14 protein-coding genes are annotated in these 13,926 nt (G+C 63.6%); 7 read left to right on the forward strand and 7 right to left on the reverse strand.

The window, feature by feature from the left end; all coding sequences use genetic code 11:
• Nucleotides 1-2: 2 nt before the first annotated feature.
• From waaF to P9273_RS08160, 4 genes are read right to left on the reverse strand one after another with little or no spacing between them, the layout of a single operon-like run.
• Nucleotides 3-1,022: a lipopolysaccharide heptosyltransferase II gene (waaF, locus tag P9273_RS08145; RefSeq protein ID WP_278048422.1), complete on the reverse strand. Its 1,020-nt coding sequence runs from the start codon at nt 1,020-1,022 to the stop codon at nt 3-5.
• Nucleotides 1,023-1,082: 60 nt separating this feature from the next.
• Nucleotides 1,083-2,024 carry a glycosyltransferase gene (locus P9273_RS08150; protein WP_278048423.1) on the reverse strand — a complete coding sequence of 314 codons (942 nt, stop codon included), beginning with the start codon at nt 2,022-2,024 and terminating at the stop codon, nt 1,083-1,085.
• Between the two features lie 55 nt (nt 2,025-2,079).
• Nucleotides 2,080-3,612 (reverse strand): acyl-CoA carboxylase subunit beta, encoded by a 1,533-nt coding sequence (locus P9273_RS08155; protein WP_278048424.1) that lies wholly within the window; start codon nt 3,610-3,612, stop codon nt 2,080-2,082.
• The gene (locus P9273_RS08160; RefSeq protein ID WP_278048425.1) at nt 3,609-4,010 is read right to left on the reverse strand and encodes a hypothetical protein; all 402 of its coding nucleotides are present in this window, start codon (nt 4,008-4,010) and stop codon (nt 3,609-3,611) included. Before P9273_RS08160 ends, P9273_RS08155 begins: the two co-directional genes overlap by 4 nt.
• On the opposite strand from P9273_RS08160, the gene P9273_RS08165 reads away from it, so the two are divergent.
• Entirely contained in the window at nt 4,003-5,460 is a 1,458-nt protein-coding gene (locus P9273_RS08165) for a DEAD/DEAH box helicase (RefSeq protein WP_278048426.1), read from the forward strand. The two genes, P9273_RS08160 and P9273_RS08165, sit on opposite strands and share 8 nt — an antisense overlap.
• Nucleotides 5,461-5,516: 56 nt before the next feature.
• On the opposite strand, the gene P9273_RS08170 is transcribed toward P9273_RS08165, so the two are convergent.
• A complete protein-coding gene (locus tag P9273_RS08170; RefSeq protein ID WP_278048427.1) occupies nt 5,517-6,506 on the reverse strand; it encodes an alpha/beta hydrolase in 990 nt (329 codons plus the stop codon).
• 69 nt (nt 6,507-6,575) lie between these two features.
• Nucleotides 6,576-7,424 carry an SDR family oxidoreductase gene (locus P9273_RS08175; protein WP_278048428.1) on the reverse strand — a complete coding sequence of 283 codons (849 nt, stop codon included), beginning with the start codon at nt 7,422-7,424 and terminating at the stop codon, nt 6,576-6,578.
• A gap of 191 nt (nt 7,425-7,615) precedes the next feature.
• Here P9273_RS08175 and P9273_RS08180 point away from each other — a divergent pair, with 191 nt between their 5' ends.
• The 6 genes from P9273_RS08180 (at nt 7,616) to P9273_RS08205 (ending at nt 12,248) form a co-directional block, all read left to right on the forward strand.
• Nucleotides 7,616-8,650, forward strand: a complete 1,035-nt coding sequence (locus P9273_RS08180) for a cysteine synthase A (protein ID WP_278048429.1) — start codon at nt 7,616-7,618, stop codon at nt 8,648-8,650.
• Nucleotides 8,650-9,393, forward strand: a complete 744-nt coding sequence (locus P9273_RS08185; protein WP_278049010.1) for an alanyl-tRNA editing protein — start codon at nt 8,650-8,652, stop codon at nt 9,391-9,393. Before P9273_RS08180 ends, P9273_RS08185 begins: the two co-directional genes overlap by 1 nt.
• A gap of 129 nt (nt 9,394-9,522) precedes the next feature.
• Entirely contained in the window at nt 9,523-10,374 is an 852-nt protein-coding gene (sseA, locus tag P9273_RS08190) for a 3-mercaptopyruvate sulfurtransferase (RefSeq protein ID WP_278048430.1), read from the forward strand.
• A complete protein-coding gene (locus P9273_RS08195; protein WP_040994683.1) occupies nt 10,374-10,937 on the forward strand; it encodes a GNAT family N-acetyltransferase in 564 nt (187 codons plus the stop codon). The genes sseA and P9273_RS08195 overlap by 1 nt, the downstream gene beginning before the upstream one ends.
• A 140-nt stretch (nt 10,938-11,077) precedes the next feature.
• The gene (locus tag P9273_RS08200; RefSeq protein WP_278048431.1) at nt 11,078-11,635 is read left to right on the forward strand and encodes an OmpA family protein; all 558 of its coding nucleotides are present in this window, start codon (nt 11,078-11,080) and stop codon (nt 11,633-11,635) included.
• A 145-nt stretch (nt 11,636-11,780) separates the two neighbouring features.
• Nucleotides 11,781-12,248 (forward strand): DUF1203 domain-containing protein, encoded by a 468-nt coding sequence (locus tag P9273_RS08205; RefSeq protein WP_278048432.1) that lies wholly within the window; start codon nt 11,781-11,783, stop codon nt 12,246-12,248.
• A 455-nt stretch (nt 12,249-12,703) separates the two neighbouring features.
• On the opposite strand, the gene ald is transcribed toward P9273_RS08205, so the two are convergent.
• Nucleotides 12,704-13,819 (reverse strand): alanine dehydrogenase, encoded by a 1,116-nt coding sequence (gene ald / locus P9273_RS08210; protein WP_278048433.1) that lies wholly within the window; start codon nt 13,817-13,819, stop codon nt 12,704-12,706.
• Nucleotides 13,820-13,926: the final 107 nt, after the last annotated feature.

The following is a 13,926-nucleotide window of genomic DNA, read 5'->3' on the forward strand; positions in this document are numbered from 1 at the left end:
GGTCAGGCGAATTGCGGCGCGTGTTTTCGGATCGCCGCCGCCAGCGCTTCGCGAACCCTGTCTTCGCTCACGGCGCGCGTGCTCTCCACCCAATCCGGCGTCGAAATCGGCGGTTCGAGAAAGATCACCTGTTCGTTCACCGGGCCGTGCACATAGGCGCGGTTCGTGCCGTATATGAGCACACACGGGCCGCCAAGCGCCCCGGCGGCATGAGAGATGCCGCCATCGACGCCGAGAAAGATGGTCGAGGCCGCGATCTGGCACATGGCCTCCGCAATATCGGGTGTCGCGGTGAAATCGACTGCCACGGGCAACTGAGCCTTGATCTCGGCCGCAGCCTGCCGCTCGCGCGGCCCGCCGATCAGCCAGACCGACCAATCTCGGGCAATATAGTCGCGCGCAATCGAGACGAAGCGCTCCATCGGCCATGAGCGCTTGTTGGCAAAATCGGACGTATAGAGGGCAATCGCCGGTTTCGCCGGGTCGATCCCGTTGTGCTGGCGCCAACCGGCAAGCTCCTCGGCGGAAACGACAAGCTGCGGCGCCGGCAACGGTAGGTCTTCGGCCGGTCTTTTGCCGAGACGTGCGATTGCACAGACCTGTTCCACCAGCCGCGTCTTGCGCGTACCGAAGGCCACCATCGATTTCAGCCAACCGGCGGGCAGTCGGTTGACTATGCCAAACTGGAACTCGCGCGGATAGCCGATGCGCTCCGGTATTCCGGCCAGCCACGGCACCAGCGAAGCCTTGGTGCTGCTGGTGAGCATATAAGCCGCCTGGTAATTCTCCTTGCGGATTTCGCGCGCCAAGCCAGCCCGCTCCTTCAGCCCCGGCTTCCAGTGCTTTTCCGCAATCCAGACCTTGCGGACATGCGGCATCAGCCGCGCCAGCGGCGCGGCAATCCTCGAGGTGATGATATCGACCGGCTGGCCCGGGAATCTTTCGGCGATGATCCGGATGGCCGAGTGACAGCGGATGAAATCACCGATCGCCGGCAGGCAGAAAACCAGGATGGGGCGCAATGCGCGAAACCTTTTCGATCCGGAACGGCCACCTCTGACAGGGGACGCCTGCGTGATGTCTCACGGAAGCGCTTCGCCATCAAGAATACGGCGGTAGAGCTCCAGATAGGCTTTGGCGGCCTTCTGGATCGGAAACCGGTCTGCCGCGGATTCGCGGCATCTTTGCGCCGACAAACCGGCGATTTCACCGAAACCGCGCGCGAACTCCTCATCCGTGTCGAAGAACCGGCCGGTGTCCGCATCGACGGTTTCCGGCAGCGCACCGCGTGCCGTGGTCAAGACCGGCGTGCCGCACAGCATGGATTCGACCGGCGCATTGCCGAAAGGCTCTTCCCAGGAAATCGGGTTCAGAAAGGCCTTGGTCTCGCCCAGCAGGCGCACCTTCGGCTCGCCGTCGACCATGCCGTGGTAGCGGAAGCGCGGCGACAGGCTCTTGAAGAACACGCCCTCGCGTCGCGTCTTGCTGCGGCCGAGCAGCTTCCAGCGCGAGCCGCCGGCGATATCGAGCTTGAAATCGTACTTTTTCGCCAGGTCCACCGCCCGGTTGAGGCCCTTTCCGGCCCGCGCGATGGCCGCCATGAAAAACAGATGGTCGTTCTTCGTCGCAGCCAGGCGATAGGCATCCACCGGAAAGCCGTTGTAGACGAAGGTCTTGCGGCCATGCAGCTCGGCATGGCGGGCGCTGATGAAGCTCCAGTTCGGCTGCGGCCGCGGGTAATCCGGCAGATGGCCGCGTTCGGTATTGAGCGTCGGAAAAGGGACATCGACCTTCCAGGCGTGGAGATGGACGATGTCGGTGTCCTTGGGCACAGCCGCGCGGCACTCGTCATTGGTCACCGCGTGGCGGACCTCGCACATCGGATGCGACGATCCCGGGCCGGCGATCAATGTCACCCGATGCCCCATCTTGACCATTTCCGTGGTCAGCCATTCGACCTGCCGCTGGATGCCGCCATAGCCTTTGCACGGTATAAGGCCCTGGGCCGCGAGCGTTATTCGCATTTCGTCTCCGCGCCCATATTAGCGGTTGTCGTCCTTTCGGCTGGTGGAGGTCTTTTCACAGCGGGATATTGTCGTGCTTCTTCCAGGGGTTCTGCATGTCCTTGTTGCGAAGCATACGCAGCGCCCGGGCGACACGGCGCCGGGTCGAATGCGGCATGATCACCTCGTCGACATAGCCGCGTTCGGCGGCGACGAAAGGCGACAGGAACCGATCCTCGTAAGTCTTTGTATGAGCGGCGATTTTCTCCGGATCGCCGATGTCTTTCCGATAGATGATCTCGACCGCGCCCCTGGCGCCCATCACCGCGATCTGCGCCGTTGGCCAGGCATAGTTCATGTCGCCGCGCAAATGTTTCGAAGCCATCACGTCATAGGCGCCGCCATAGGCCTTGCGGGTGATAACGGTGATCTTCGGCACGGTCGCTTCGGCATAGGCGAAGAGCAGCTTGGCGCCGTGCTTGATCAGCCCGCCATATTCCTGCGCGGTGCCCGGTAGGAAGCCCGGTACGTCGACGAAGGTGACGATCGGGATCGAAAAACAGTCGCAGAAGCGCACGAAGCGTGCGGCCTTGCGGCTAGCGTCGGAATCGAGCACGCCGGCCAGCACCATCGGCTGGTTGGCGACGAAGCCCACGGTTCGGCCCTCGACGCGGCCGAAGCCGGTGACGATGTTCTTGGCAAAGCTCTGCTGGATCTCGAAGAAATCGCCTTCGTCCGCGACCTTCAGGATCAGCTCCTTGATATCATAGGGCTTATTGGCATTGTCGGGGATCAGCCGGTCGAGCGACAGGTCGCGATCCGTCACCGACTGGTAGCACTCGATCTCGGGGATTTCGGCTGTGTTCGACGCCGGCAGAAGGTCGACCAACCGGCGCATCTGCAGCAGTGCTTCGACGTCGTTGTCATAGGCGCCGTCGGCGATAGAGGATTTGGTGGTGTGAACGGAAGCGCCGCCAAGGCTCTCCGCGGTCACCGTCTCGTTGGTCACCGTCTTCACCACATCCGGTCCGGTGACGAACATGTAGGAGGTGTCGCGCACCATGAAGATAAAATCGGTCATCGCCGGCGAGTAGACATCGCCGCCGGCGCAAGGACCCATGATCAACGAAATCTGCGGGATGACGCCGGAGGCCAGCACATTGCGCTGGAAGATCTCGGCATAGCCGCCGAGCGCGGCTACGCCTTCCTGGATGCGCGCGCCGCCTGCATCATAGACGCCGATGATCGGCGCGCGGTTGCGCAGCGCCATTTCCTGGACCTTGATGACCTTTTCGGCATGCGCCTCCGACAGCGAGCCGCCGAACACGGTAAAATCCTTGGCGAAGATATAGATCGGGCGACCGTTGACGGTGCCCCAGCCAGTAACGACGCCGTCGCCGGCGATCTTGGTTTTCTCCATGCCGAAATCGGTCGAGCGATGCTCGACATACATGTCGAACTCCTCGAACGACCCCTCGTCGAGGAAGACCTCGATACGCTCGCGGGCGGTGAGCTTGCCCTTCCTGTGCTGAGCCTCGATACGGTTCCGGCCGCCGCCCATGCGGGCAATCTCACGACGGCGCTCGAGTTCCTTCAGCACGTCTTTCATCGCACGGTTCCCCAAACGGATAAGTGGGTTTGTGGTAATGGCGAGGGCAGGGCAGCGCAAGCGCCCTTTGTTTTGCTGCGCTGCAACATCGCCTCTTGCATTTCAGACTGGACTCGGCCATATGCGGCGGCATAGGCGCTTGGGCCGGCCTGTCCGGCTTTCTCCACGAATGAGACTGGTTGCGTCTGTTTCCCTCTTTGAAGTCGGCCTCGGCCGATCGGCAAGACGGCGAAAAAGCCCCGGGGCATGAAGCTCGCGGGCACGACAGCGCAGCCGCGCGGACGTTTCCCGTCCGCCGCCTTGTCGTTTCCTGATGATTGTTTCGACGGCAGGTTGCGCCCTGCCGCCATTTGACGTTTGCGGCATTGCGCCGCTTGAAAGAAGATAGATTTGACCAACGAAAACACTCTCCCCAACAACGACACTGGGGAACTCTCCGCTTTCGCGGCTCTTGGCATCGGCGGCGCGCTGCTGAAGGCCACGCTTGCCGCGGGCTTCACCGAGCCGAAGCCGATCCAGGTGCAGGCGATCCCGCCGCAGCTCGAAGGCCGCGACATCTTCGGTATCGCGCAGACCGGCTCGGGCAAGACGGCGGCCTTCGCGCTGCCGATCCTGTCGAAGATCATCGGCCTCGGCACCAAGCGCCGGCCGACGACGGCGCGCGCGCTGATCCTGGCGCCGACGCGCGAGCTTGCCGTGCAGATCGAGGACACCATCAAGCTGCTCGCCAAGGGCGCGCATATCTCGACCGCGCTCGTGCTCGGCGGCGTTTCGCGCTTCAGCCAGGTGAAGAAGATCGCGCCCGGCGTCGACATCCTGATCGCCACGCCCGGACGACTGACCGATCTGGTCCGCGAGGGTGATCTGATCCTTGCCGACACCAAATGGCTGGTCCTCGACGAGGGCGACCGCATGCTCGACATGGGCTTCATCAACGACGTCAAGCGCATCGCCAAGGCGACCGCGCCGGATCGCCAGACGGCGCTCTTCTCGGCCACCATGCCGAACGAGATCGCCGAGCTCGCCAAGGGCCTCTTGAAGGATCCGGTCCGCATCGAGGTCGCGCCGCAAAGCACGACCGCCGCTGAAATCGTGCAGAGCGTGGTGCTTGCCCGCACCAAGCAGAAGCGCCAGGTGCTGTCCAAGATGCTGGCCGACGAGGCGATGCGGACGGTGATCGTGTTCTCACGCACCAAGCACGGCGCCGACCGCGTCACCAAGGATCTTGTACGCGACGGTTTCGAGGCTGCCGTGATCCACGGCAACAAGTCGCAGAATGCCCGCCAGAAGGCGCTTAACGATTTCCGCGAGGGCTCGGTTCGCATCCTGGTTGCCACCGATATCGCAGCGCGCGGCATCGACGTGCCCGGCATCAGCCATGTCGTGAATTTCGACCTGCCGGACGAGGCGGAGAGCTATGTCCACCGCATCGGCCGAACCGGCCGCAACGGCAGGGACGGCATCGCGATCACGCTCTGCGATCCTTCGGAGAATGCCAAGCTGCGGCAGGTCGAGCGCATCATCCGCATGAAGCTGCCGGTCATTGCCGATCATCTCGGCAGTCCGGATCCGCAGCGCGAGCCCAGGGAAAAGACCGAGCGCCATTTCGAGCCGGCCAATGACCGCGAGCATCATGGCGGCCGTCGCGATGGTCGCCGCCCGGGCAATGGTGGCGGCAGGAAGCGTTTCGCCGGCAAGCCCAATGGCGAGCGCGGACCGAAGCCGCAAGGCGAACGCCCAGCGGCCGCCCAGCCGAATGGCCAGCGCAAGCCCGACGGCTTCAAGCGCTTCAAGGGCAACAACAAGCGCCGCTTCGGCGGCAAGCGTCCGGCGAACCGGGCTGCTTAAAGCCCATCAAATCCGATCCGAGGAACGGCCGGGGCGATGCTCCGGCCGTTTTCGTATCACTGGCTTGCTTGCTGCTGCATCAGCGCCTTCACCCACACCACGATACGTTGGGTGAGGAAAGCCGTGGTCTGCGGCGACAGCACATCGCCGGCGATGACGTGATTGTCCGGATCGCCGGTGTCGTCGACCGGCACCAGCTCGTGCGGAGCGCCCCAGCGCCCGGCGATCTCACGCGTGCGGTCCGGCCGCACCACCTTGTCGGCATCCGAGAAGATGAACAGGGCAGGGATTTTCGCCGTCTCGACCGGCGCCTCATAGGCAAGGTTAGTGAGCGCTGCCATCGGCAGCACCGCCCTCATCGGATACTTGGTGGTCCAGAATTTCTCGTGTAGCGCGTTGCGCGCCGGAAAGCTGCGCTCCTTGCCGCCGACAAGCTCGGCGATCTGCCTGCCCCAGGGCATGGTCAGGAGCTCGGCGCCGGAGGCCTTGACCCCGAAATTCGGCGATATCAACGCGATCGCCGCAACATCGTCGGATGCGCCCGGCTGCGTTGCGGCCCACGCCGCCAGCGAGGCGCCGGTCGAGGTTCCGATGACGATCACCTTGTCGCCGATGGCGCGGCCAATGGCCAAAGCCTCCTCATAGTCGTTTATCCATGCATTGACGCTGCCTTGCGCCATCGCCGCGCCGTCCTGGCCGTGACCGGTCAGGCGCGTATAGAAAAGGTTGGCGTCCAATTCGTCCGCGATATCGTCCGGCAAGGGGCGAACCTCGCCCTTCGAGGCCGAAAAGCCATGGATGTAGACGATGGCCAAAGGCGTCTTGGCGTGGACCATCGGGTTCGCCCAGATGATCTCCTTGTCGAGCCCGTCGCGGATGTGGGGCATCGCAGCCTCCTTACGCGCCAGATAGGCCTGAGGATCATCGCCGATCACCGATGGATTGAAACGGATGGTGGTGTCGACCGGCACGCGCGGGCCGAGAAAGAAGCCGGCGACCAGGATGACTGCAAGGCCAAGCACCGCCAGCACGATCCGCCGCCCCATTCCGATCTCCAAGCAATGATTCTCAACCTATGGCCGCCTCCGCCGGCAGGCAATCGCGGTTTCGCCGGCTCATGATGCCTTGTCGCGGGACGGATCCTTTCCGCCGGGCAGCCTGCGATCGAAATGCAGCGGCCGCCCCCACCAGTGGGTGGTGAGGCCGATGACGAAGCGGCCGATTGGCCGCGGCAGCAGGCCGAGCAGCTTCAACGGCCAGCTTATGTGATACGGGAAGGTGACTTCGAAGCGGCCATTCCGGATGCCGCGCGCCATGCGGCGGGACGCGCGGTGCACAGGCATGAGGCCCGGCATCGGCAGCTTGTTCTTTTCGGTCAAAGGCGTATCGATGAATCCCGGATTGATGACCTGGACTCGGATGTTCATCTTGTCGAAATCGTATTTCAGCGACTCCGCCAGGATGTTGATCGCAGCCTTGGTGCCGCCATAGGCCGCCGTTGTCGGCCAGCCGGAATAGGCGGTGACAGATCCGACCAGAACGATGTGACCGCGTCCGCGCACGCGCATATGCTCGACGACAGGCACCACGCCGTTGACGATGCCGAAATAGTTGACGGCGAAGGAGCGATGGAAATCGCGCACCACCAGATTCTCGCCGGGGGTCGCGATGTAGTTGCCGGCGTTGAAGACGGCAAGCACGATCGGCCCCATCTGTTCTTCGATCGCGGCGGCCGTGCGCGCCATGCCTTGCTCGTCGGTCACGTCGCAGGGAAAGGACCTCACATGCCCGGGCATTTGCGCCGTTTCGACGATCAGCGTGTCGGCCGGATCTTGCGGCAGGGAGGTCACCGCCACGGCATAGCCTTGATTGGCGAGATCCCTGGCCAGCGCCCGGCCAAGCCCGCTGCTGCCGCCCGTGATCCAGGCGACACCGTCTTTCGGATTGGCCCGGTAGAGTGTCATGGGGTGTCCTGCGGATGCTCCGGTTTGCTCTAGCGGCGGCGAAATCGAATGAAAAGAGCGGTTTTGCGCCTGGCGTTGAAATGATCGCGAGCATTGCACCATCCGGAATGCGACTGGACCAGGCAAAATCTTGCCTTGAAACCGCGGCGTCCGGTTTTTAGGGTCTCGCCGCACACATGAAGGAATCCCACATGCCCCGTTCTGTGATCGAAGCGATCGGCAACACGCCCCTGATCCGGCTCAACAAGGCTTCGGATGCGACCGGCTGTGAGATCCTCGGCAAGGCCGAATTCATGAATCCAGGGCAATCGGTGAAGGATCGCGCCGGCCTGTTCATCATCCGCGACGCCGAGCAGCGCGGCCTGCTCAAGCCTGGCGGGGTCATCGTCGAAGGCACTGCCGGCAACACCGGCATTGGTTTGACGCTGGTTGCCAAGGCGCTCGGCTACCGCACCGTCATCGTCATCCCCGAAACGCAGAGCCAGGAAAAGAAGGACACAATCAAAATCCTGGGCGCGGAACTCATCGAAGTGCCGGCGGTGCCGTACAAGAACGCGAACAATTACATAAAACTGTCCGGCCGTCTTGCCGAGCAACTGGCGCGCTCCGAGCCCAACGGCGCGATCTGGGCCAACCAGTTCGACAATATCGCCAACCGCGACGGTCACGTCCGCACGACCGCGCAGGAAATCTGGACCCAGACAGGCGGCAGGATCGACGGCTTTGTCTCGGCGGTCGGCTCCGGCGGTACGCTCGCCGGTGTCGCGCTCGGGCTCAAGGGCAAGAGCAAGGACGTCAAGATCGCGCTTGCCGATCCGCTGGGCGCTGCACTCTACAGTTTCTACACCAGCGGCGAGTTGAAATCCGATGGCAACTCGATCACCGAAGGCATCGGGCAGGGCCGCATCACGGCCAATCTCGACGGGTTCATGCCCGACTTCTCCTATCAGATCCCTGACGAGGAAGCATTGCCCATCATCTTCGACCTGATCCAGGAAGAGGGTCTCTGTGTCGGCGGCTCGACCGGCATCAACATCGCCGGCGCCATCCGGCTGGCGCGCGAGCTCGGACCCGGCCACACGATCGTGACGATCCTTGCCGACTACGGCACGCGCTACCAGTCCAAGCTCTTCAATCCGGAGTTCCTGCGCGGCAAGAATCTTCCGGTGCCGGGCTGGATGGAAGCGAAGACCGAGATTTCCCTGCCGTTCGAAAAGGTAGCATGATGGCGCGCAAGACCGAGGCGCTGTTTCGCGACGACGCCTATCAGAAGACGGCCGAAGCCGAGGTCGTCGGCATCAACGATCGCGGCGGCATTCTTCTCGACCGCACGATCTTTTATGCGACATCCGGTGGGCAGCCGGGCGACACCGGCATGCTCGAACGTGCCGACGGCCGCCGCATCGCCATCGCCGCTACCATCACCGGCGAGACCAAGGACGAGATCATCCATGTGCCGGCGCCGGAAGAGGGCTTACCGGCAGTCGGCGAAAGGTTGAAGCTCCTGATCGACTGGGAGCGGCGGCACCTCCTGATGCGCATGCATTCCGCCTGTCACCTGCTGACCGTCGTCTGTCCGTTTCCGATCACTGGGGCGGCGGTCGCCGAGGACGACAGCCGTGTCGACTTCGATATCCCCGACGCCGGCTTCACCAAGGAGGATGTGACGGCCCGGCTGATGGAGCTGGTGCGCGCCGACCATCCGATCTTCACCCGGCTGATCACCGACGAGGAGCTCGCCGCCAATCCCGGCCTCGTCAAATCGAAGAACGTCCGCCCGCCCGTCGGCACCGGCAGGATTCGCCTGGTCTGCATCGGCGACGACGGTTCGATCGACAGCCAGCCCTGTGGCGGAACGCATGTGAGGTCGACCGGCGAGGTCGGCGACATACATATCGGCAAGATCGAGAAGAAGGGCCGCGAGAACCGGCGCTTCCGCATACGCTTTGGACCGATGCCGGCGAACTGACCGCCGGACAATTTCGGGTCGAAACGACCTGAAAACATCCGAAGCCAAAGAGGTAGAGCATGTTGTCGCCCGAAAACCGCTCCACATTCCTCGGCATCAGGCTCTGAGCGCGAAGGCAGGGAGAACAGAATGGCGCAGGACAGTCCGTTCATCGTCGACGCCGATTGGCTGGAAAAGCGGCTTGGCGAGCCCGGCCTCACCATCATCGACGCCTCCTGGTATCTGCCGGCACAAAAACGCGACGCCCGCGCCGAATACGATGCCGCCCACATTCCCGGAGCGCGCTTCCTCGACCAGGATGCGCTTTCCGATCCGGATTCGAAACTGCCGCACACACTGGCCTCGCCGCAGCACTTCGCCCAATATGTCGGCGCCATGGGCGTATCGGCCGACGACACCATCGTCGTCTATGACGGGCCCGGCCTGTTCTCGGCGCCGCGCGCCTGGTGGATGTTCCGCGTCATGGGCGTCTTCCAGGTCTACATCCTGAATGGCGGACTTGACCGCTGGAAGGCCGAGGGCCGGCCCGTGACGGCCGAGCCGACCAAGATCGCGCCGAGTGTGTTCTATGCCGATTTCGACAAGGGCCGGGTCGTTAGTCTCGACGAAATGCGCAGGATCGTTGGCAGCCAAGAGAGCCAGATCGCCGACGCGCGCTCGGCCGGCCGCTTTGCCGGAACCGATCCGGAGCCTCGCCAGGGCGTCCGCTCGGGCCACATGCCGGGTGCGCACAATGTCCCGATCACCGCGCTTGCCGAGAATGGCGAGCTGCTGCCCAAGGACCGCTTGCGCAAGGTGATCGAGGATGCGGGTATCGACCTCTCGAAGCCCGTTGTCACGTCTTGCGGCTCGGGCATCACGGCGGCGGCGATCACGCTGGCGCTGGAGACGCTCGGCCATACCGACAACCGGCTTTACGACGGGTCCTGGACTGAATGGGGCGGTCTCAGCGACACGCCGGTGGTGACAGGGAAAGAATGATGGAAAACGGCACGCCGCAAGATATCGATGTCACGGTCACATTCCTGGAGATGCATGCGGCGCCGGCGGTTTCGCCGCCGATCCCCTACAATCGCCAGATCGCGCTGCTGAAGACGAAAGATATCCCGCTCCATTTCTACCGCTATCTGATGGATCGCGTCGGGCGCAAATGGCATTGGGTCAATGTGCTGAGGCTAAGCGACGAGGAGCTTGCCGCCGGCCTGCACCGCGAGGACCGCGACATCCGCGTGCTCTATCTCGACGGCGCTCCCGCCGGCTTCTTCGACCTCAAGCCGCATCTTCCGGACGAAGTGGAGCTCGCCTATTTCGGCATGATGGAACATGCGCACGGCCAGGGCATCGGCCGCTGGTTCCTTGGCGCCGCGATCTCGGCGGCCTGGGCGCATGGGCCGAGGCGTGTCACCGTACAGACCTGCACGCTGGACCATCCGGCGGCTCTGCCGCTTTACCAGAAGCTCGGCTTCACGCCGGTGGCGCAGAAGAAGGAGGTCGTGCACCCGCTGACCTTCGCCGAGCGCTCTGCCAGCGTCATGCGAGACTAAAGCCGTTCAAGCGCTTCCGGAAAAGCCGCAACACGCCTTTCCCGGAACCGCCTGCGCCTGAACATCCCGTTCATCGCCGCTTCAGAGTGTCTTTGCCATTGTCCGGCCGCATTAAGGCCGGGCTTATAGGAGACAAAGACATGTTGACCCGACGTACATTTGCCGTGGCTATGATTGCGGCGATTGCCATGCCGAGCCTCGCATCGGCGCAGGCGACCACGCCTTCGGCCACGACGATCGAGCGGCAACTCGATGCCGCGCCCAGGAAGAGGCTGCGCCCCAATGAACGCGTCACCATTCGCGAGTTCAAGCGCCGGCCGGATCTGCGGCGCATGGCGCGTTCGATCGACATCCAATCAATCAATTTCGAGTTCGGCTCGGCCGCCATCGCCCCCTCGCAATACGGCAAGGTCGAAATCATCGCTGACGCGCTCCATCGCATCCTGCGCCGCGACCGCGGCGCGCGCATCCTGATCGAGGGCCACACCGACGCCGTGGGTTCTTTCGAGTCGAACCAGATCCTGTCCGAACGCCGCGCCGCCTCGTTGAAGCGGACGCTGGTAGGCGAGTTCGGCGTTCCCTCCTTCGCGTTGGAGACCGTCGGCTATGGCGAGGAATTCCTGCTCGTGCCGACCCAGCAGGAGAACTGGCGCAACCGCCGCGTGACGCTGCGCCGCTTCGACGATTTCGTGCGGTAACGCTTAGTCCGACGCCGCCAATATTCGAGGGCCTGGTTGTGCAAAGCAGCCGGGCTCTTTCACATGCGCGCGCCGCCAGTCAGGAATCGGGTGGGAGGCACAATCGCCAAGGCATAATTCCGGGCATCGACACCGGAGATTTGCCATGAGCATCCAGTTCAAAGCCTTGCCGACCGAAGCCGTGCGCGCCTTGCAGCGGGGAGGGCCCGATGCCTATGGCCGCATCCCCGAGCACCGGATTTCCGACGGTGACGGCGTGCCCTACAGGCATTGCCTCAAGAACGTCGCAGCGGGCGAGGGCTACCTGATCGTGGCCTACAGGCCGTTCCCGGAACTGCAGCCCTATGCCGAAACCGGCCCGATCTTCCTTCACGCCGAGGAATGCGAGCGCGCCGCAGACGGGGAAGTGCTGCCGCAGATGCTGGAAAGCAGCGACTATATCGTCAGGGGCTACGGCAAGGACGATCGCATCGTCTATGGCAGCGGCGCGGTCACGCCGACGGGTGACATCGCCACCCGTGCGCAGACGCTGTTTGGGCGCGACGACATCGCCTACATCCACGTCCGTTCTGCGCGGAACAATTGCTATCAATGCCGGATCGAGCGGGCCTGATCCCAAACCGGCCCAATCCAAACCGGCGTGACCCCAAAAAGAAGCCCGCCGATGGTCAGGCGGGCCGTTGGAGGGTCTGACAGAAGCTGTCGGCAAGTGCCGTCCGGTCGGACTTGTCCGACCCGGCAAGCAGCGCAGGCCGCCCAGTAACGGCGCGTGTCTAGGCGTCTTTCCTGACAGCCGAATGTGAAGCATTTCACACAAGGAAGCATAATGGCGGGCAAGATGGGAACCGGGCCTTCCAAGACTGTCGTATTCCCGTCGTACTACTGCGCTAAACAGTAAGCGTTGATGATTTGTCGACCGCGGATGGACCGGCGACAGATCGCAACATCGAGGAAGCGGGGCTTTTGCTCCGCTTTTTTGTTGCCCGGATTGGGTGCCAGTTCTGCGCGCAAGAAAAAGCCCGCCGGAATGACCCGGCGGGCGCGGCAGGAGTAAGTTCAGGCCGGATGTCAGGCGGCGAGGACGGCCTTCGGCTCGACCATTTCATAGCCGAGCGCCTCGGCGACGGCACGGTTGGTGATCTTGCCCTTATGGACATTGAGGCCGTTGCGCAGGTGGTGGTCGTCGACCAGCGCCTTGAGGCCCTTGTCGGCGAGCTGAAGCCCATAATGCAGCGTCGCATTGTTGAGCGCATGCGCCGAAGTGACCGGCACGGCGCCCGGCATGTTGGCGACGCAATAGTGGATCACGCCGTCGACCTCATAGGTCGGATCGGCGTGCGTCGTGGCATGCGAGGTCTCGAAGCATCCGCCCTGGTCGATCGCGACATCGACCAGCACCGAGCCCTTCTTCATGCCGGAAAGCATTTCGCGGGTGACGAGCTTGGGCGCGGCTGCGCCCGGGATAAGCACGGCGCCGATGACGACGTCGGCCGAGAAGCATTCCTCTTCCAGCGCCTCGACCGTCGAATAGCGCGTATGCACGCGGCCGCCGAAAATGTCGTCGAGCTGGCGCAGGCGGGGGATCGAGCGGTCAATGATGGTGACGTCGGCGCCGAGGCCGGCTGCCATCTTGGCCGCATGCAGGCCGACGACGCCGCCGCCGAGCACGGTGACCTTGCCGGGCAGCACACCGGGCACGCCGCCGAGCAGCACGCCACGGCCGCCATTGGCCTTTTGCAGCGCGGTGGCGCCGGCCTGGATCGACAGGCGGCCGGCGACTTCCGACATCGGCGCGAGCAGCGGCAGGCCGCCGCGATCGTCGGTCACAGTCTCATAGGCAACCGCGGTGACGCCCGAAGCGAGAAGACCCTTGGTCTGCTCCGGATCGGGAGCGAGGTGCAGATAGGTATAGAGGATCTGGCCGTCGCGCAGCTGGACCCATTCGTTGGGCTGCGGCTCCTTGACCTTGACGATCATGTCCGACTTGGCGAACACGTCGGCGGCCGTCTTGGCGATGGTGGCGCCGGCCGCGCGATAGGCGTTGTCGTCGGCGCCGATGCCGGCGCCGGCACCCGTCTCGACCAGCACTTCGTGGCCATGCGCGACATATTCGCGGACCGAGCCGGGCGTCATACCGACGCGATATTCATGGTTCTTGATTTCCTTGGGGCAGCCGACACGCATCTTCTTCTCCTGTCCGCGCCCTTTCAAAGGGCGCTCTCCCTGTCATTCGCGCATGCCATCGGCTCCGAACGCGGAGATGGACACGCAATAATCGCAGTCAACCACGA

Origin of the sequence: Mesorhizobium sp. WSM4935 (genome assembly GCF_029625735.1) — a bacterium.
Classification (GTDB): domain Bacteria; phylum Pseudomonadota; class Alphaproteobacteria; order Rhizobiales; family Rhizobiaceae; genus Mesorhizobium.

Bases quoted from the DNA above. Each gene is read 5' to 3' on its own strand.
- P9273_RS08150 (WP_278048423.1), bottom strand. From the start codon at position 2,024: ATGCGAATAACGCTCGCGGCCCAGGGCCTTATACCGTGCAAAGGCTAT.
- P9273_RS08155 (WP_278048424.1), bottom strand. From the start codon at position 3,612: ATGAAAGACGTGCTGAAGGAACTCGAGCGCCGTCGTGAGATTGCCCGC.
- P9273_RS08170 (WP_278048427.1), bottom strand. From the start codon at position 6,506: ATGGGGCGGCGGATCGTGCTGGCGGTGCTTGGCCTTGCAGTCATCCTG.
- P9273_RS08175 (WP_278048428.1), bottom strand. From the start codon at position 7,424: ATGACACTCTACCGGGCCAATCCGAAAGACGGTGTCGCCTGGATCACG.
- P9273_RS08180 (WP_278048429.1), top strand. From the start codon at position 7,616: ATGCCCCGTTCTGTGATCGAAGCGATCGGCAACACGCCCCTGATCCGG.
- P9273_RS08185 (WP_278049010.1), top strand. From the start codon at position 8,650: ATGGCGCGCAAGACCGAGGCGCTGTTTCGCGACGACGCCTATCAGAAG.
- sseA (WP_278048430.1), top strand. From the start codon at position 9,523: ATGGCGCAGGACAGTCCGTTCATCGTCGACGCCGATTGGCTGGAAAAG.
- P9273_RS08195 (WP_040994683.1), top strand. From the start codon at position 10,374: ATGGAAAACGGCACGCCGCAAGATATCGATGTCACGGTCACATTCCTG.
- P9273_RS08200 (WP_278048431.1), top strand. From the start codon at position 11,078: ATGTTGACCCGACGTACATTTGCCGTGGCTATGATTGCGGCGATTGCC.
- P9273_RS08205 (WP_278048432.1), top strand. From the start codon at position 11,781: ATGAGCATCCAGTTCAAAGCCTTGCCGACCGAAGCCGTGCGCGCCTTG.
- ald (WP_278048433.1), bottom strand. From the start codon at position 13,819: ATGCGTGTCGGCTGCCCCAAGGAAATCAAGAACCATGAATATCGCGTC.